This window comes from Longimicrobium sp., assembly GCA_036387335.1.
In the GTDB taxonomy this organism is placed as follows: Bacteria; Gemmatimonadota; Gemmatimonadetes; order Longimicrobiales; family Longimicrobiaceae; genus Longimicrobium.
In genome coordinates this window covers 13,128-30,384 of sequence record DASVTZ010000262.1, presented here as the reverse complement: position 1 = coordinate 30,384, position 17,257 = coordinate 13,128, and the positions used below count along the sequence as shown (strand labels likewise).

The following is a 17,257-nucleotide window of genomic DNA, read 5'->3' as shown; positions in this document are numbered from 1 at the left end:
GGGCCCGGACAACGGCCGCCCCTCCCCCCACGCACCACCGATCCGCCCCGGCGGAGGTGAGAAACGTGACCTCGGCAGATCCGAATCAAACGATCCTGGTGGTGGACGACAACCTGGACAACGTGGAGATCCTCCGCGCCTTCCTGGAATCGCGCGGCTACACCATCGCCGAGGCGAGCGACGGAAAGTCGGCGCTGGCCAAGATGGAGACCGTCAAGCCCGCCCTGGTGCTGCTGGACGTGATGATGCCGGGCATGGACGGCTGGCAGGTGTGCCGCGCCATCAAGAACCACCCGGAGTTCGGCGGCACCACCAAGGTGGTGATGGTGACGGCGAAGGGCGCCTTCGAAGACAAGTTCGAGGGCCTCCGCTCCGGCGCGGACGACTACGTGGTGAAGCCGGTGGACTTCAAGGACCTGCTCGCCAAGGTGCAGCGGAACCTCGCGGCCCAGGGGGGCGCGGCGTGAGGATCGTAGGCTACGTACGCGACGAGGGGCTGCAGGCGGCCGTCGAAGGGGCCGCGACCGCGATGGGCGCCGAGCTCACCCTGCTGCAGGCCGGCGAAACGGGGGCCGCGGGCGCGGAGGCGCTCACCGCCGCCCTCCGCACACACCCGGACGTGGCGCTGGTGGAGCCCCGCGCCGACCTCCTGGCCACCGTCCGCGACGAGACGGGTGCGCGCGGCATCTGCATGCTGGTGGCGTGCAGCACCGACGACGAGGTACGCCGCGCCGTCGCCGCGCGGGCGGACGACTGGCTCTTCCTCCCCACCACGGCGGAGGAGGTTGCGTCGCGCGTGTGGGCGGTGAGCCAGCGCACGCGCCGCGGCGAGGGCCCCACCGACCACGCGCAGGCCGCCGAGCACCTGCGCTACGAGGAGCTCCTCTTCGACCGCTCCACCGGCTTCCCCACGCTTCCCGTGATGCTGGAGCAGGGGCGCGACATGCTGGAGCGGCGCGGGCGGATGACGGTGCTCTACATCCAGTTCGTGCGCTACAGCAAGCTGGAGGAGATCTACGGCTGGGAAAAGCTGGACGAGGTGCTGCAGACCACCGCCAACTCGGTGCGCGAGTTCTACGACCGGCGGCGCAGCAAGGAGGAGTCGCTCCTGATGGTGTCGCACACGGGCGACGACGACTTCATCTTCTTCACCGACCTGCCGGACCCCGTCTCCGAAGCCGAGCAGCGCATCAACGAGCTGGCCACGGAGCTGGAGGGGCACGTGCGCGCGCGGCTGGAGGGGGAGCACGGCGAGGACGTGGCGGGGCTGTTCGAGATCTACATCGGCTCCGCGACACTCTTTCGCAACCCCAAGGTGCGCACGGAGCGGCAGATCTACCGCGGGATCCGCGAGGCGTCGGCCGCGGCGCGCGGGGTGGAGAGCCGCGAGCGCACCCGCAAGGTGTCCGACCTCAAGACGCTGCTGCACGACGAGAACGTCTACATCGTCTACCACCCCATCGTGGTGACGGCCACGCGCGAGGTGTACGCCTACGAGGCGCTCGCCCGCGGCGGAATGCGCGCCCTCCGCTCGCCCGAGGTGCTGTTCGGCGTGGCGGAGGAGGCGAACTTGATCTGGGAGCTTTCGCGCCTCTGCCGCAAGCGCGCCATCGAGGGGATCGACACGCACCTGCAGGAGAACGAGCTCCTCTTCCTGAACATCGACCCGCACGACTTCCGCGACCCCACGTTCCGCTACATGGACCTGGACGAGCTGGGCGTGGAGCACCCGGAGCGCATCGTGCTGGAGATCACGGAGCGCACGGCGATCACGGACTATCCCAAGTTCGTGGGCTACCTCAACGAGTTCCGCGAGCGCGGCTTCCGCTTCGCCGTGGACGACGCGGGGAGCGGCTACGCGGGGCTGGGGAGCATCGCCAACCTGTCGCCCGACTTCATCAAGCTGGATATCTCGCTGATCGCGGGGATCGACACCAACTTCATGAAGCAGAACCTGGTGGAGACGATGGTCTCCTTCGCCAACGACCACGGCATCAAGGTGATCGCCGAGGGCGTGGAGCGCGAGGAGGAGTTCGACGCCGTGAAGCGCCTGGGCGTCCACCTCACGCAGGGCTTCCTCTTCCACAACCCGGGCACCATGCACCACGTGGGCGGCGGCATGGGGCACGGCGTGAAGGGCGAGCCGGGGCACTGAGGGGCGGGCCCCCTCCCCCGCTCGTTCCTCGCGGCCCCTCCCCCAAAACTACCTGGGGGAGGGGCGGTGGCGTGGATCTCCCCGCAACCCACGGATCCCGTAGGGGCGCGATTCATCGCGCCCGTGCCCCGCGTTGCCCCACCGCCTGCCTTGGACACCCAACCCCGTAGGGGCCGCCCCACGTGGCTGCCCGTGCCCGCCCCCGCCCCACCGCCCGCCTTTTTGCACCGAAAACCGGTAGGGGCGGACCTGCGTGTCCGCCCGCCCCGGCCCTCACCCCGAACCAGCCGCCGGGCTCAGGCCTCCGCCGCCGCCAGGTCCAGGTAATACTGCTTCTGCGACGGGTAATAGTCGTTGAAATCCGGCATCTTGTCGCCGGTGCGGGAGGCGACGAGGTTGTCGAGGTAGTACTCCCACCCGGGCCCCACGTCGCCGATGTTGGTCTTGTCGTCGAGGTGCTGGGTGAAGCGCAGCTCGGTGACCCCGTCGGACTCGCTGAGGTGCGCTTCCAGGCGCCAGTCGCCGTAGTCGTTGATGGCGCGCACGGACAGGTGGCGCGGCGGCTCGCACGCCTCGATCAGCATCTCCGACGCGGGGCCCTCCGCCTCGAACGCCATCGTGTAGCGGATCGTCCGCCCCGCCCCGGGCTCGCCCGTCCACGGCCCCCACCAGCGGGCGGTGCGCTCCGACTCCGTGATGCTCGCCCACACGTCCTCGATGGGTGCGCGAAAGGTGCGGACGATCACGAGGTCGCGACCCTCCGGCGTGCGGACGAGGCGTCCCATGGGGGTTGGGTTCATGCGGTTTTCTCCTGGGGGATCGAAGAAGGGGTTTCGCGGCGTTCGCGCCGCGTGCGGTACACTTCGGTCTCCAGCGCGTCCAGGGGACCGGACCAGCGGTCGTGCAGTTGGGCGATCCACTCCTCGAGCGGCGCCAGCGGCGTCACGTCGAGCCGGTAGAGCCGCTCGCGCCCGCGCACCTCGTCCACCACGAGCCCGCACTCGCGCAGCACGCGCAGGTGCCGGCTCACCGCGGGCCTGCTGATCTCGAAGCAGTCCGCGATCTCTCCAGCCGACATCACCCGCTCCCGAAGGAGCATGAGGATGTCGCGCCGGACCGGGTCGGCGATGGCGGAAGCGACTTCCATGCTGGATATGTAACCCGCTCGTTACGCTTCGTCAAGGATCATCGAAAACAACGGCGAACAGCATCACACAGAGGGCACAGAAGGAACTGAAAACCACAGAGAAAACCTTCGCGGTTCTCTCCTGCGTCTCTGCGCCTCTGCTGAGCCATGTAGTTGCAATTCTCTCCTTGCCGTCGCAAAACCGTCCGTCGCACGTTTATCCAACGAAGCCCCGCGTCCGCCCCTCTGCACCGCCGCCGCCATGTCGCTGCGCCTCGCCCTCTCCGCACCTCTGCTCCTGGTGACGCTCGCCGCGTGCGGGGGCAAGGATTCGACCGGCACCACGCCCGTCACGCCCGAGCCGCCCAAGCCGCCCCCGCCCGTGCAGCAGGCGACGTGCACCGCGCCCGTGCGCCTCGCGGTGGGGGAGACGGCGGAGCTCGCCGCGGCGGCGGATGGCGGGACGCTATGCTCCATCGCGGGTGAAAAGGGCGCCGAGTTCGTGGTGGCCGTCGTGGACACGCGCGCCGTGCGCAAGGCCGAGACGGGGCCCGAGGGGTACGGCGCCGCCTTCCCCGACTACAACGTGGCGGTCTCCACGGCGGGGCAGGCGATGCTCCCGACCGCCTCGATGAACCGCCGGGCGCAGGCGAGCCCGCACTTCGTCGCCGCGCCCGCGCCGCCGGCCGACGCGGCATCGCTGCGCGACCGGCCGTGGACGCTGGACGAGCGCTTTCCGCTGTACGACCCGGCCGTGCAGCGTGCGCGGCAGGCGCGGGTGCTGCGCGTGTACGACCGTCACTTCGTCGTCGCGGCGTACGAGGGCGACGCCACCGACCTCCTGCCGCGCTTCATGGCGCAGATGGACTCCGCGTGGGCGGCCGTCGGCGGGCACGCCGTGCCGCTGATGCGCGCCGCGTACTCGCCCGACCTCCCGCTCTCCACGCCGGAGTCGGGGCAGTTCCTCATCATCCTGCGCCACGACCCCGTCGGCGACGTGCTGGGGCGCACGCTCAGCGACCGGTCGTTCGGCGCGCCGCGGATGTGGACGGACATCAAGATCCGCGAAAAGAGCGGATACCTGGAGCTGGCAGAGCTGGTGTCGCACGAGCTGGCGCACGCCTTTCAGGCGCTCTACATGTACGATTCGCGCCCGGATACCTGGTTGGAATCCGCGGCAGGGGCGACGTTCTGGGCGACGGAGGGGGGCGCGGACCTCGTCTCGTTCGAGACGGTCCGCCGGGCGGGTGGGGTGCCGCTCACTGCCAACTTCGACGCGCGCGACCCCGCCGCCACCCCCGCCGCGCGCCGGCTGGCCGAGCGCGCGCATTCCCTGGCCGGCCGGCTGACGTTGGGCTACGACGCCCCCGCCGGCTTCCTGCGCGCCCTGGCAGCCCGCCGTGTGGCGGCCGGCGAGCCGGTGGACGACGCCATGCGCGAGGTCCTTCGCGGCGCCGCGGACGGGTGGAACGGGTGGGATTCGTACGGCGTGCGGCGCACGGGGCTCAGCGCCCGCATGCGCGCGCGGCTGGGCGCGTCGTGGAACGGCGAGGACGCGCTCCTCGATTGGGCGCTCGCCCACGCGGCTGACGACCTCACCTCCGATCCGCGCTTCCAGGACCCGCTCTTCCTGCGCGTGCACGAGATCGTCAGCCGCTACTCGATGTGGCGCCCGTTCGCCATCGTGGGCAACACGGGAACCCAGGGCGGATTCGTGCGGCTCCCCCACAGCAGCCCCGCCTACATCCTGCTGAAAACCGATTCCGAGGTGCGCCTCTCCGGCGTCACTGACACGCCGGGGCTGCGCTGGAAGATCCTGCGCACGCGCTGAGCGGTCCATCGAGAAAAGAGGAGGCACGGAGAGAACGTCTCTCCGTGCCTCCTCTTTGTTTTGCGAGCCGGTCAGGGGCAGGGCGACGTCGCCTCGCCTCGGCTGCGGAGGACGGTTGCCTCCGCGAAGCACGCGCGGCGGTTCTCCGCGGCCAGGGTGCGGACGCGCTCGCTCAACTCGGATACGGCCGGCGAGCCCGGGTAGCGAGCGGACAGGGCCGAGACATTCCGCTGCGCGTTGCGGAGGGTGGCACCGGCGTCGTAGTACGCGCCCTGGTTCTTGAGCACCTGCGCGACGGCCAGATCGGCCCGCACCTCCGACAGCTCCCGCGCGCTCGGCGCCGCGACGAGCGCCCGAGTGCGCCGCGGTGGTGCATCGGGTGTGCGGCGCGTCGGAGCCTCCGCGAGCGGTGTAGTCGTGCGGCGCGTCACGCTCCGTGGCGTGCGCGATTCCGTCGTGCGCGTGGAGCGGGTGGCGACCTCCGCGGGTGGCGTCGGAGCACGGCGCGGCTCAGTGCGTGGCGCGGTTTTGGGACGCGTCCGGGGAGCGGTGCGAGGCTCGGTGCGCGGCGCGGCCTTCGGCTTTGGCTTCGGCGTCGTGCGAGGCGTAGACCTGGGCTTCGGGCGCTCACGGCGGCGCTCCGGCTCGCGCGAGGCGACCCGCTCGGCGGGGGGCTCGGCCGGACGGGTCGTGGGCGGCGCGGGCGACTCCTCGTCGTTCTCCTCTCGCGGCGGCGCATCCGGTGTGTCGGACTCGCGGGTTCGCTCCTCGACGGTGTCCGCGCTCGCCACGTCCCGGTACGCGGCGCGATTCGGCGGGGGAGTCGCGAGGAAGGTGAGCACGACCACGCCCACGGCGAGGCCGAGCTGCACGCGCCCCGCACCGGCCCGGCCGACCGCGTAGCCGATCGCCAGCGCCCCGCTCAACGCCGCGAGCACCCACGCGACCGTGCGCAGCGGCGGCACGACGCCGGCGACGGCCAGCAGGAGCGCCAGCCCGGCGAACGGGTTCTCCCCCGGCCCGCGCCGCGGCGGGGACGCGACGGTGTCGTCCGGACGCGGCGCGGGGTGGTTCACGGAGCCGGGGCTCGGTTCGCGCCCGGCGTCCAGCTCAGCCCCACCACCAGCCATCCCCCGGTTCCGGCCTCGCCTTCCTCCAGCCCGGCGGGCGCGTCCGAGCCTACCTGGCTGAGCGATCCGAACACCCTGCGGTAGCTGGCATCGAGCGCCACTTTCGGCGTGACGGAGAGCCGCACACCGCCGGCGCCGGACACGCCGAAGCCGGTCGCGCTCTGCCTTTCCGACCCGTCGCCGTCCGTGTACTGCATGCTGATCACCGAGACCGCCGCGTCCACGTACGGGCGCAGGACCGCGCGCGCCGGGAGGAGGACCACGCGGGCGCCGAGGTCCGTGTTCCCCAGGTCGTACGCCTCACCCTCGCCGGAATCGATCCCCGCGAAGGCGCCGCGCGCAAAGACGGCGAAGTGCGAGCCTCCCACCCCGAACTCCACCGCGGCGCCATGCCCCACCCCGTCGCCCTCGCCCTCGTCCGGGGTGAAGGAGCCGTTCGCGTACCCGAAACCGAGGAACGCCAGCGGCCGTGCGGAGCGGCGCGTGGGCGGGGTTTCGGGCGTGACGGGTGCGGCCGGGGCGGACGACTTCGGCAAGGGGCCCCGGTGCGTCCTGCACTGCGAGGGCTGGCGCAGGCCCTCCAGGAGCTCCGAGGTGGCCCCCGCGGCCGACAGCGCCGCCAGCGCCCTCGCGTCCGGGTCGAAGTGGATGCACCGCTGCTGCACCAGCAGGAGGATGCGCGTGCTGCTGACGTCGCTGCGCAGGAGCTCCTCCACCTCGGCCAGCGTGAAGCCGCGCTGCTGTGCGGGGGCCGGCGCGGCGAACGCGCAGAGGATGCCCGTGAGGAGGAGCGATCGAAACAAGCGCATCGGAAATAGGCGGCGGGAGGGCTGCGTCTGGTTGGGCATGGCGCCCCGTACGGACCACAAACGTTGTTCGTTTCGCATTGCGGCGCAAGGGGATACAATCCGTTCGCCCGGCGGCGCGGGTGGGCGCCGGGGGATGAATCCCCCGGCTGGAACCACGGGAAGACGGCTGAAGCCGTCTCGCTTGCTACCGCTTCTTGGCGAGCATCGTCCCGCGGCAGTTGGGGGCGCCGCAGATGCAGGGGTAGCGGCGCTTCATGGCGGGGGAGTGGCGCACCTCCAGGATGAAGTGGTAGTCGTACGCCAGCTCCTCGCCCGGCGCGATGTCGCGGAGGGATTCGATGAAGATGCGGCCGTCCTCTTCCACCGCCTCGCAGTTGGGATCGCAGGAGTGGTTGATCCAGCGCGCGATGTTGCTCTGGAACGCCGCGTCGATCACCGCGCCGTCCTCCAGTGCGAAGAGAAAGGTGTGGTAGACCGTGTCCGGGTCCTCGGGGTAGCGCGCCTCCGCCTCGTCCATGGTGATGCGCTCGCCCGTGTACTCCACGATGCGCGTGCCGGCTGATATTGGCACCCGCGCGTACACGCCGCGCCCGTGGATCTTGGACCGGCGCATCGCCAGCCCCTTCGTGACCGAGAACTTGTTTGCGGCCATTCGTCTCCCGTGAGTGGTGGACTACAAATGTTGTTGGACGGAGCGCAATGCGCTACTATTCAGCGGATGGACCCCATCGCAGGTCCGCACGAACCCCCTCCAGAACCAGCATTCCAATGATCCTTTCCCTCCGAGGGACGGCGCTCGGCGCGCTCGTCTGCGCCGTGGCGTTCGCGGCGCCGGTGGATGCCCAGCGCGCCCGCGACCCGCAGCTCCTGACCGACAAGCCCGCGCCCCGCGAGGGGTGCACCACCGTGAGGCAGCCGGGCACCCTTCCCTCCGTCGCCGTGCTGGCGGACTCCGCGGCGCTGGCCCAGAGCATGGCCAAATTCGCCCAGGAGCACCCGATCCGCGACGGCAAGATGACCGCGCTCTACTCGGTCGCCTTCGCGGCGGACGGGAGCGTGGAGCGCGTGATGCCGATCGACTACTGGCTTCCGCAGGGCGAGGAGCCGCAGGTCACCGCGCTGCTGCGGAACTCGATCCGCGCGCAGCGCGCGGGGAGCCCGTGGAGCGTCCGGCTGCGCATCGATCCGGCCGCCGAGACCGTCTTCCGCGTGGGCCGCTCCGAAGTCTGCCAGCCCCGCTCCACCACGCGCTTCGAGCTGAGCACCGCCGCGCTCGACCAGCAGCAGGCTCCCCCGCCGATGCGTGTGCGGGTGATCGTGGGCACGCAGGGTGAGATCCGCAGCCTCGAGATCGTCCGCTCCTCCGGCGAGAGGGAGCTGGACCGCTGGGTACACGACTCGCTCCTCAGCCGCAGGTTCCAGCCCGGGCTCATCGACGGGGTGCCCGTGACCATGGAGCGCGACGAGGACGTACGCCTGCGCTACCGCCCCTGACAGCTGCGCAGCAAGAGGAATTCCGAGGAGGCGCGGAGACCCGTTCTCCGCGCCTCTCGTCATTTCACCATCCACCGCGCCGCCTCCAGCGCGATGCGGGGCGGGATCGTGTGGCCGCCGTCGAACTCGCGGTACTCCACCAGATACCGCATCTCGCGCAGTCTCGGGACCAGGCGGCGGCTGCACACGTCGATCGGGAGCACCTGGTCCCGCGTCCCGTGCGACACGAAGACGCCCGGCGCCCCGTGCCGCGATGCGGGCGCCATGAACCCGGGCGAGAAGGCGACGATGCGCCTGAACAGGTCGCCGTTGGTGATCCCCAGCGAGAGCGCGTACGATGCGCCATCCGAGAACCCGCTGGCGACGATCCGCTCCGGGTCCACCGCGACGCGCCCGAAGACGTGGGCCAGCGCGCCGTCGATCGCCCGCACGTCCGCGCCGAACCCGCCCAGGATCACGTCCCAGGTGCGCCCCACGGACTTGAGCGCGAGGAGCACGAACCCCAGATCGTCCACGAAGCCGTGCAGCGGATCGAGGCTGTGCTGGGCATTGCCGCCTGCCCCGTGCAGCGCCAGCACGAGCGGCGCGGGCGTCTCGAGGCGGTAGCCGGCGGGCACGTACAGCAGTGCCTCCGTCCCGGCGAGCGGAAGTCGCTGGAGCCCCGGCTCCACCGTGCCGGAAGGCGTCCCCGGCCGTGCCGCGATCCTTCCGTCGCCCCCTGAATCCATTCCCCCTCCTGGGCAGAGTGCCGTTTCCGCCGACGCGTGAGCAACTCGCACGCCCCGGCGTCCACAGGGCACCGTTCTCGCGGAGCGGCCACCGCATGGAAGCCGTGATCCTTGTGGGAATCCAGGCCGCGGGGAAGTCGACCTTTTACCGCGAGCGCTTCTTCGACACGCACGTGCGCATCAGCCTGGACATGGTGCGCACGCGGCGGCGCGAGCGGCTGCTGATGGAGGCGTGCGTCGAGGCGGGGCAGCGCTTCGTCATCGACAACACCAACCCGACCGTGGCCGAGCGGGCGCGCTACCTGGCACCGGCGCGCGCGGCCGGCTTCCGCACCATCGGCTACTTCTTCGAGCCGGACCCGAAAGGCTCCGTGGCCCGCAACGCCGCCCGCCCGCGCCAGGTGCCGCCGAGCGGGCTCTTTGGCACCCTCAAGCGCCTGGAGCGCCCCACCCTCGCCGAAGGCTTAGACGAGCTCCACGTCGTCCGCATCGTCGCGGGCGGCTTCACAATCCAGGCGGTGGAGTAGCCCTGTGTCTCTGTGTGAAACGGCCGTTGAAGTTCTGGCACGGCGCTCGCCATCAGCGGCAGGGGAAGGAACGCGACCCCCCGGAAGACGCGAGCGATGTCCGAACCCGTGCAGACGTTGGAGACGCCCCCCACGCCGCTCGAAGAGAGCGCGGCGCGCGCGGCCGAGCTGGCGAGCCTCCTCTCCAGCCGGGCCGGCGAGAAGCACGTGGTGGCCATCCAGGACTTCCCTGACCCGGACGCCATCTCCACGGGGCTCGCGTACCTGGAGATCGCGCGGCGGTTCGACATCGAAGTGGACGTGATGTACGACGGCAAGATCAGCCACCCGGAGAACCTCGCGCTGGTCAACCTCCTGGAGCTGCGCCTGGTGCTCTACGAGGAGGGGATGGAGCTGGACGGGTACAGCGCCGCCGTCTTCGTGGACAACCAGGGCACCACCACGCACCTCACCGAGCGCCTCGCCGCCGCGGGCGTGCCGACGCTGGCGGTGATCGACCACCACGATGCGCAGGGCGTGCTCGACCCCATCTTCTCCGACGTGCGGCCCGTGGGCGCGGCGGCCACGCTGATCTCGGAGTACCTGGAGAGCGGCGAGCTGCTGACGCTGGAAGCGGGCAACGAGTCGCACGTGCGCCTGGCCACGGCGCTGATGCACGGCCTGCACAGCGAGACGGACGGCTTCGTCCACGCGCGCCCGCCGGAGTACCGCGCCGCGGCGTACCTGAGCCGCTTCATGGACTCGGTGCTCCTGGAGCGCGTGCTTTGCGTGCAGAAGTCGCACGCCACGCTGCGCATCATCGAGGAAGCGCTGCGCAAGCGCGTGGTGCGCAGCGGCTTCTCCGTGGCGGGCGTGGGCTGCGTGCGCCTCGCCGACCGCGACGCCATCCCCCAGGCCGCCGACTTCCTCCTCACCGAGGAGAACGTCCACACCGTCATCGTCTACGGCCTGCTTGACGACGGCGAGGACGGGCGCGAGGTGATCTCCGGCAGCCTGCGCACCAACAAGGCGACGCTGCACGTGGACCGCTTCCTGAAGGACTGCCTGGGCAACGACCCGCGCGGCCGTCCCTACGGCGGCGGCCGCTCCCGCGCCGGCGGCTTCGAGATCGATGTCGGCTTCCTCACCGGCGACGACGACGACGACGAACAGCAGCGCCTGAAGTGGGCTCTCTTCGACCGCCGCATCCGTCGAAAGGTGTTCGAGGCGGCGGGGGTGGAGGACCTGGATGAGGTGTTCGAGGAAGAAAGTCCTAAGTCCTGAGTCCTAAGTGCCAAGTGCCTGGTGCCTGGTGCCTAGTGGGGGCGCGGAGCCACGGAGTTGGCTCCGTGCCCTTTCCTCTGTGTCTCCGTGTCTCTGTGTGAGATTGCTGTTTTGTCTTTACTCGGGAATAAGCGGGCAAAGAAGAGCGCAATGTTGTTCAGCACTAAGGACTTAGCACTTAGGACTCCGAGCCAGTCCGGTGCTCGCTTCCACACTCCCGCACTCCCGCACTCACGCACTTCCCCCGTTCGGCACCTGAATTGCGTTGGACGCGCCGCGACGGCGGTCCATCGTGGGCCGACGATTTCACCCGACCGTGAGGCGAACCATGGGTTTCATCTGGATGATCATCCTCGGCCTTATCGCGGGCGCCATTGCCAAGCTCATCATGCCGGGGCGTGATCCGGGTGGCATCATCGTGACGATCCTGCTGGGCATCGCGGGCTCGGTCGTCGGCGGGTTCCTGTGGAACATGCTGACGGGCGGCCGCAGCGACGGGAACGCCGGGCTGATCGGCTCCATCATCGGCGCGCTGATCCTGCTGGCGCTGTACCGCATGATCGCCGGCCGCCGCTCGCACGTCTAACGGAGCGAGCGAATGGCCGTTACGGAGATGCGGGAGCTCCTCCTGCACGAGCTGGGCGACATCCTCTACGCCGAACGGAAGTTCCTGACGGGGACCAAGGGGATGGCGCGCGAGGTCAACAGCCCGGAGATGAAGGCCCGCCTGGAGGAGCACGTGCGGGAGACGGAAGGGCAGATCGAGCGCATCCAGGAAGTCTTCAAGGTGCTCGGCGAGAAGGCCAAGGCGGAGAAGTGCGAGGCGGCGATCGGGCTCCGCGAGGAGCACGACTCCTTCAAGTCCGAGGAGAAGCCGTCCAAGCCGATCCTCGAGGCGTTCGACATCGGGTCCGGCCTGCGCATCGAGCACTACGAGATCGCGGCCTACCGCACCGCCATCGCCATCGCCACCGCGATGGGCGAGAACGCGTGCCTCCCCCTCCTGCAGGAGAGCCTGCTGGAAGAGGAAGCGATGGCCAAGTTCCTGGAAAAGAACGCCGTCCGCGCGGTCAGGAAGCTCATCGCGGAGACGCAGGCCGAGTAGCCCGTCGGCCGGCGATACGAATCGAAGCCCCCGCGGCATGTGCCGCGGGGGCTTCGTCGTTCAACCCGTCCTCTCCCCAAGCATCTCCTCCATCCGCGAGAGGCAGCGCGAGAACTTCTTTCCGAACGGCCCCGCCACGAAGTCGCCCGGAAATATCTCACCGAGCGACACTCCCGAGGTGGCCGCGAGCGGCAGCGCATCGTCGTACACCTTGTCGATGAAGTGCACCCAGCGCAGCCCCTCCGCCATGCTCCCGATGGGCATCATGTCATCGACGAGCAACCCCTCCAGCGAGTCCGCCAGTGTGGCGTAGCGGATCGGGTGCACCTCCCCCAGCGCCACGAGGAGCTCGGCAAAGGGCGCGCGCAGGGTGCGGGGAGGGGCGTTGCGCGCGGCCTCCTCTATGGCGGCCTCGTCCAGAAAGAGCGCTCGGCCGGGATCGGCGCGGAAGAGGCGGTGGCGGAAGTCCTCGCCCTCCACGCGGAGCGTCTCGAAGGCTGCGGCCAGCTCCTCGATCTCGGCGGCGAAGCTCTTTTGCGGAAAGCGCCCGCGCCCCAGCTCGTCGGGTACGGTGTTGGAGGTGGCGGCCACGCGCGCGCCGTCCGCCAGCGCGCCACGCAGGAAGGCGAGCGCCATGCGCAGGTTGCCGGGGTCGTCCAGCTCCCATTCGTCCACGCACACCAGACGCTGCCCGCTGAACAGCTCGCGCGTCCCGTCCACGCCCAGCAGCCCCATGGTGTAGACGAGCTCGTCGAAGCTGAGATAGGCGCGCGGGGCGGGCGCGGCGTTCCAGAGCGCGGCCAGCAGGTGCGTCTTCCCCACGCCGAAGCCGCCGTCCAGGTACACCCCGCTCCCCGTGCGGGCCGGACGAAAGAGCCCGCGCCACCCCACGCGCGTCCCCTCCCGCAGCTCGGCCGCCACCTCGCGCAGCCGCTGCACCGCCGCCCCCTGCGAGGGATGCCGGGCATCGGGCCGGTAGTCGTCGAACCCTTTGTTCGCGAACCGCGGCGGCGGTACGAAGCCCGCCAGCAGCTCCCCCGCCTGGGGGCGCCGCGGAAGTCCACTCAGTAGCGTGTCCAGCGAAAGCACGGGATCGGGGTTTGGGGGTTGGTCCTGGCGAGTGAACTCGCGGCAACAACAGCACAAAGTCCGCCTGCGCGGACTCGGGGGCGAGATCGGCGGTAGGGGCGCGATCACCGCCGATTCACCGCGCCCCCCTGCCGATCTCGATCCTCGCCGCACGCGCCGGAACCTCGTAGGGGCAGCCCCGCGTGGCTGCCCGTGCCTCGTGAATCCGCCGAGGCCCGGGCCAGGAGCGAATGAATTCGCCGCTGGAACCACGCAAAGTCCGCCTGCGCGGACTAGGGGTTTGATGCCGCGCCTCACGAGCCGGCTTCAGCCGGCTTCCCGTGGTTCCAGCCGGGGGATTCATCCCCCGGCTGATGCGGGGGCGGCGTCCCTCACCCCGGCGCCGCCTCCGGCTCCGTGACGGCGCGCCCGTCCCACCACGTCTTCAGAACCGTAGCGCCGATGATCAGCACGCCGCCGGCGATCGCCCAGCCGCTCGGCTCCTCGCCGTGAAAGATCCAGGAGAGCACGGGGTTCAGCGCGGGCTCCAGCAGGAGGAGCGTGCTCGCCTCCAGCGCGCCGACGTGGCGGATGCCGGCGCTGAGCAGGACGTACGCGGCCGCGATCTGGAAGACGCCCAGGTACCCCACCGCCAGCCAGTCCCCCGTCCCCCCGCCCGTCACCGGAAGCGCGGCGGGGAGGCAGAGGAGGAAAGCGAACACGTTCCCCGCGGCGATGGTAGGGACGGCCGAGCCCTCACCGCGGCTCCCCGTCCAGCGCAGCCCCATCACCGTGAAGCCGTACAGGAGGCCGCTCGCCGCGCCCATCAGGTTGCCGCGCGCGGGGTCCGGCGCGGTGCGCACCGGCTCCTCGGCACCCAGGAAGAAGAGCGCCAGCCCCAGCGCGATGGGCGCCATGAACGCCACGTCGCTCCGGCGTATCTTTTCGCGCAGCAGGAGCGGACTCAGCAGCAGCACGTACAGCGGCGCCGTGGACTGCAGGAAGATGGCGTTGGCCGACGTGGTCAGCTTGTTCGCCGTCACGAAGGTGACCAGCGTCAGCGCGTACGCCAGCCCCACCGGCACCACGTGCCACGACCACCCCCGCCTCGCGGACGGCACCAGCAGGAGGATGGCGAGCGCCGCGATCCCCGACCGGAACCCGGCCACCTGCCAGCTCGTGAGCGTGGTCGCCTTGATGGCCGCCCCCCCGGTGGAGAAGAGGAGGGCGGCGCCCAGGATCTGGAGGCGGTGCAGGGTGCGCGGGTTCACGTATCGTGCGGTGCGGAGATGCGCTGGTTCGTCAGAGGGCGCCCAAGGATGCCGCGCGTGGGGGCGCGGGGCAAGGCCGGGCGGCACGCATACTGCTCACCCGCCCGCCTCCGGACCTTACACTAACCTTGGATTTTGGAGGTCGTAGCATGTCGGATTGGAAGGATGGAAAGCACGGGGCGACCGAGAACGTCCCCACCGAGAAGAAGCTGGCGGACCTGTACCGCCTGATCGAGGGGATCGAGATCGCCATGTTCACCACGCGCCGCGCGGACGGACACCTGGTGTCGCGCCCGATGGCGGCGCAGGGCCAGGCCGAGGGCGCGGACCTGTGGTTCGCGACCGACCTGGAGTCGCACAAGCTGGACGAGCTGGAGACGGACCCGCACGTCAACGTCTCCTTCTACCGCGACCGCACGCGCGAGTGGGTGTCGGTGAGCGCGCGCGCCCGCCTGGTGCGGGACCGCGCCAAGATCCACGAGCTCTACAAGCCCGATTGGCGCGCCTGGTTCGGCGACGAGGGCGGCGAGCGCGACGGTGGCCCGGACGATCCGCGCATAGTCCTCATCGCCGTGGACGCGGACTCGGTGGTCTACATGGTGAACAACACCCCGCGCCCGGTCGTGCTCTTTGAGGTCGTGAAGGGCATCGTCACCGGCAGCGAGCCCAACATCGGCGAGACGCGGACGCTGTCGGGGCAGGAGATGCACGGAAGTGCGTAACAGAAGTGCGTTAGTGCGTTAGTGCGTTAGTGCGTTAGTGCGTTAGTGCGTTAGTGCGCTTGAGGCGGCGGGGGCGCGGAGGAGAATTCCTCCGCGCTCCGCCTTTTTTGTCATCCTGAGCCCCGCGCCCCTCCGCCCTCGCCCGTGCTCCAGACTCTGGCGCGGAGCGAAGGATCTACTGCGCGTGGCGCGAGGCCCGTGGTACGTCGCCGTCCTCCTGCCTCGCGCAGTAGATCCTTCGGTCGCCGCAGGAGTACGGCGCACCGTCGGCATCCGTCGGGCGGCTCCCTCAGGATGACAAATGAATGGAACGCACTCACGCACTAACGCACTCACGCACTTGTTCCGTTCACTCGCCGCGCACACCCAGCCGGCGCGACGCTTCCACGAGCTGCACGAACTCGGCGCGGTGGCCCTGCAGGTCCGGGCCGCGGGCGGAGCGGGCGCGGGCGAGCACGGCGTCGTACGATGCGGAGCCGCGGTAGGCGGAGCCGCGCAGGAGCATCCCCCACTCCGCCACCGCCGCGGCGAAGCGGAAGTCGTCCGATGCGCGCGCGGGGGGCGTGACCCGGTTGGGGACGGCGCGCGCGAGGGCGCGGCTGTGCACGCCGTTGGGCGCCTTGTAGCGCAGCCGCACCGTCAGCAGCTGCCCGCCGTCCGCGTCGGGGCGGGGGACGACTTCGTAGAGCGCAGTCACCGAGTGGCCCGCGCCCAGCTCGCCGGCATCCTTGCGGTCGTCGTGGAAGTCGCGCGCGGCCAGGGCCCGGTTCTCGTAGCCGATCAGGCGGTAGCTCTGCACGCGCGCCGGGTCGAACTCCACCTGGACCTTTACGTCCTTGGCGAGCGTGTGCAGCGTCCCCGCCATCTCCTCCACCAGCGCCTTGCGCGCCTCGCCGACGTCGTCCACGTAGGCGTAGTTGCCGTTTCCGTGGTCCGCCAGCGCCTCCATCTTGGCGTCCTGGTAGTTCCCCGTGCCGAAGCCCAGCACCGTGAGCGAGATCCCGTCGTTGCGCTCGCGCTCGATCAGCTTCACCAGCTCCGCGTCGGTGCTGACGCCCACGTTGAAGTCGCCGTCGGTGGCCAGGATCACGCGGTTGTTGCCGCCGGGGATGTAGTTGCGCCGCACCGTCTCGTACGCCGTGGTGATGCCGCCCGCGCCGTTGGTGGAGCCGCCCGCGTACATCGCGTCGATGGCGCGGCGGATGGCCGCCTTGTCCGCGCCCGATGTGCTGGGAAGCGCCACCCCCGCATCGCCCGCGTACAGCACGATGGCGACGCGATCTTGGCGGCGAAGCTGGTCCGTGAGCATGCGCAGGCTCTCCTGCACCAGCGGCAGCTTGTCCGGCGACTGCATGGAGCCGGAGACGTCCACCAGGAAGACGAGGTTGCTGGGCGGGAGGCGCTCCGTGCTCATCCGCCGCCCCTGCAGCCCCACGTGCACCAGGCGGTGGCGCGGGTTCCACGGCGCCGCGGATACTTCGGTGGTGATGGAGAACGGGTCCTCGCCGGTGGGATCGGGATAGTCGTAATCGAAGTAGTTGACCAGCTCCTCGATCCGCACCGCGTCGGCCGGCGGAAGGGCGCCGCTGGTGAGGAAGCGCCGCACGTTGCTGTACGATGCCGCGTCCACGTCGATGGCGAATGTGGAGAGCGGCGCCCGGCGCGCATCCATGAAGCGGTTCTCGCTGAGCGACGCGTATCGTTCGCCCCTCGTCCTCGCGAGGCCGGACCCGCCGTCTTCGAGCTCGGGGGGGATCGCCTGCGCGGTCTCGTACATCATGCCCGCCGGCCCGCCGCTGTCGCTCGGCGTCTGCGCGCTCTCCAGTTCCACGAAGTCGATCAGCTCCTCCCGCTGGATCGAGGAGCCCTGGTCGGAGCCGGATTCGCTGCAGGCGGCCAGCAGGACGATCAGGAGGAGGGGAGAGCGCTTCCACATACGGCACCGTCCGGGTGGAGATGGATCGCGACGCCGGCGGATGCCGGTGGGGATGGCCCGCTCCCGTGCATCGAAGGGGCCCACGACGCCGC

At 70.5% G+C, this 17,257-nt stretch carries 18 protein-coding genes; 9 read left to right on the top strand and 9 right to left on the bottom strand.

Going from position 1 to position 17,257, the window contains the following annotated elements; genetic code table 11:
• Positions 1-65 precede the first annotated feature (65 nt).
• Both VF647_26235 and VF647_26230 read left to right on the top strand, forming a co-directional pair.
• Positions 66-467 (top strand): response regulator, encoded by a 402-nt coding sequence (locus VF647_26235; GenBank protein HEX8455607.1) that lies wholly within the window; start codon positions 66-68, stop codon positions 465-467.
• The gene (locus VF647_26230; GenBank protein HEX8455606.1) at positions 464-2,155 is read left to right on the top strand and encodes an EAL domain-containing protein; all 1,692 of its coding nucleotides are present in this window, start codon (positions 464-466) and stop codon (positions 2,153-2,155) included. The genes VF647_26235 and VF647_26230 overlap by 4 nt, the downstream gene beginning before the upstream one ends.
• Positions 2,156-2,451: 296 nt before the next feature.
• Here the strand turns inward: VF647_26230 and VF647_26225 are convergent, their stop codons facing one another.
• Both VF647_26225 and VF647_26220 read right to left on the bottom strand, forming a co-directional pair.
• Entirely contained in the window at positions 2,452-2,955 is a 504-nt protein-coding gene (locus tag VF647_26225; GenBank protein ID HEX8455605.1) for an SRPBCC family protein, read from the bottom strand.
• Positions 2,952-3,302 (bottom strand): metalloregulator ArsR/SmtB family transcription factor, encoded by a 351-nt coding sequence (locus tag VF647_26220; protein ID HEX8455604.1) that lies wholly within the window; start codon positions 3,300-3,302, stop codon positions 2,952-2,954. The genes VF647_26225 and VF647_26220 overlap by 4 nt, the downstream gene beginning before the upstream one ends.
• A 241-nt stretch (positions 3,303-3,543) precedes the next feature.
• Between VF647_26220 and VF647_26215 the strand changes: the two genes are divergently transcribed.
• Positions 3,544-5,112, top strand: coding sequence for a hypothetical protein (locus tag VF647_26215; protein ID HEX8455603.1), 1,569 nt, complete (start codon positions 3,544-3,546; stop codon positions 5,110-5,112).
• A 71-nt stretch (positions 5,113-5,183) separates the two neighbouring features.
• Here VF647_26215 and VF647_26210 read toward each other — a convergent pair whose 3' ends face one another.
• The 3 genes from VF647_26210 to VF647_26200 form a co-directional block, all read right to left on the bottom strand.
• Positions 5,184-6,188, bottom strand: a complete 1,005-nt coding sequence (locus VF647_26210) for a hypothetical protein (protein HEX8455602.1) — start codon at positions 6,186-6,188, stop codon at positions 5,184-5,186.
• Complete coding sequence (locus VF647_26205; GenBank protein ID HEX8455601.1) at positions 6,185-7,051, bottom strand: outer membrane beta-barrel protein; 867 nt, start codon at positions 7,049-7,051, stop codon at positions 6,185-6,187. Before VF647_26205 ends, VF647_26210 begins: the two co-directional genes overlap by 4 nt.
• Before the next feature lie 184 nt (positions 7,052-7,235).
• Positions 7,236-7,703 (bottom strand): SET domain-containing protein-lysine N-methyltransferase, encoded by a 468-nt coding sequence (locus VF647_26200; protein HEX8455600.1) that lies wholly within the window; start codon positions 7,701-7,703, stop codon positions 7,236-7,238.
• A 116-nt stretch (positions 7,704-7,819) separates the two neighbouring features.
• Between VF647_26200 and VF647_26195 the strand changes: the two genes are divergently transcribed.
• The gene (locus VF647_26195; GenBank protein HEX8455599.1) at positions 7,820-8,545 is read left to right on the top strand and encodes an energy transducer TonB; all 726 of its coding nucleotides are present in this window, start codon (positions 7,820-7,822) and stop codon (positions 8,543-8,545) included.
• Positions 8,546-8,604: 59 nt separating this feature from the next.
• Here VF647_26195 and VF647_26190 read toward each other — a convergent pair whose 3' ends face one another.
• The gene (locus VF647_26190) at positions 8,605-9,273 is read right to left on the bottom strand and encodes a hypothetical protein (protein HEX8455598.1); all 669 of its coding nucleotides are present in this window, start codon (positions 9,271-9,273) and stop codon (positions 8,605-8,607) included.
• A gap of 95 nt (positions 9,274-9,368) precedes the next feature.
• Here VF647_26190 and VF647_26185 point away from each other — a divergent pair, with 95 nt between their 5' ends.
• From VF647_26185 to VF647_26170, 4 genes are all read left to right on the top strand, one after another.
• Positions 9,369-9,800 carry an AAA family ATPase gene (locus VF647_26185; protein HEX8455597.1) on the top strand — a complete coding sequence of 144 codons (432 nt, stop codon included), beginning with the start codon at positions 9,369-9,371 and terminating at the stop codon, positions 9,798-9,800.
• Positions 9,801-9,896: 96 nt separating this feature from the next.
• Positions 9,897-11,063, top strand: coding sequence for a bifunctional oligoribonuclease/PAP phosphatase NrnA (locus VF647_26180; protein HEX8455596.1), 1,167 nt, complete (start codon positions 9,897-9,899; stop codon positions 11,061-11,063).
• Positions 11,064-11,391: 328 nt separating this feature from the next.
• Positions 11,392-11,649, top strand: coding sequence for a GlsB/YeaQ/YmgE family stress response membrane protein (locus VF647_26175; GenBank protein HEX8455595.1), 258 nt, complete (start codon positions 11,392-11,394; stop codon positions 11,647-11,649).
• A gap of 12 nt (positions 11,650-11,661) precedes the next feature.
• Positions 11,662-12,168: a ferritin-like domain-containing protein gene (locus VF647_26170; protein HEX8455594.1), complete on the top strand. Its 507-nt coding sequence runs from the start codon at positions 11,662-11,664 to the stop codon at positions 12,166-12,168.
• A 60-nt stretch (positions 12,169-12,228) separates the two neighbouring features.
• Here VF647_26170 and zapE read toward each other — a convergent pair whose 3' ends face one another.
• Together zapE and VF647_26160 are read right to left on the bottom strand one after the other, a co-directional pair.
• Complete coding sequence (gene zapE, locus VF647_26165; protein HEX8455593.1) at positions 12,229-13,257, bottom strand: cell division protein ZapE; 1,029 nt, start codon at positions 13,255-13,257, stop codon at positions 12,229-12,231.
• Positions 13,258-13,628: 371 nt separating this feature from the next.
• Positions 13,629-14,507 carry a DMT family transporter gene (locus VF647_26160; protein ID HEX8455592.1) on the bottom strand — a complete coding sequence of 293 codons (879 nt, stop codon included), beginning with the start codon at positions 14,505-14,507 and terminating at the stop codon, positions 13,629-13,631.
• Positions 14,508-14,656: 149 nt separating this feature from the next.
• Here VF647_26160 and VF647_26155 point away from each other — a divergent pair, with 149 nt between their 5' ends.
• A complete protein-coding gene (locus VF647_26155) occupies positions 14,657-15,229 on the top strand; it encodes a pyridoxamine 5'-phosphate oxidase family protein (protein ID HEX8455591.1) in 573 nt (190 codons plus the stop codon).
• A 349-nt stretch (positions 15,230-15,578) separates the two neighbouring features.
• Here the strand turns inward: VF647_26155 and VF647_26150 are convergent, their stop codons facing one another.
• Positions 15,579-17,165, bottom strand: coding sequence for a VWA domain-containing protein (locus VF647_26150; protein ID HEX8455590.1), 1,587 nt, complete (start codon positions 17,163-17,165; stop codon positions 15,579-15,581).
• Positions 17,166-17,257 lie beyond the last annotated feature (92 nt).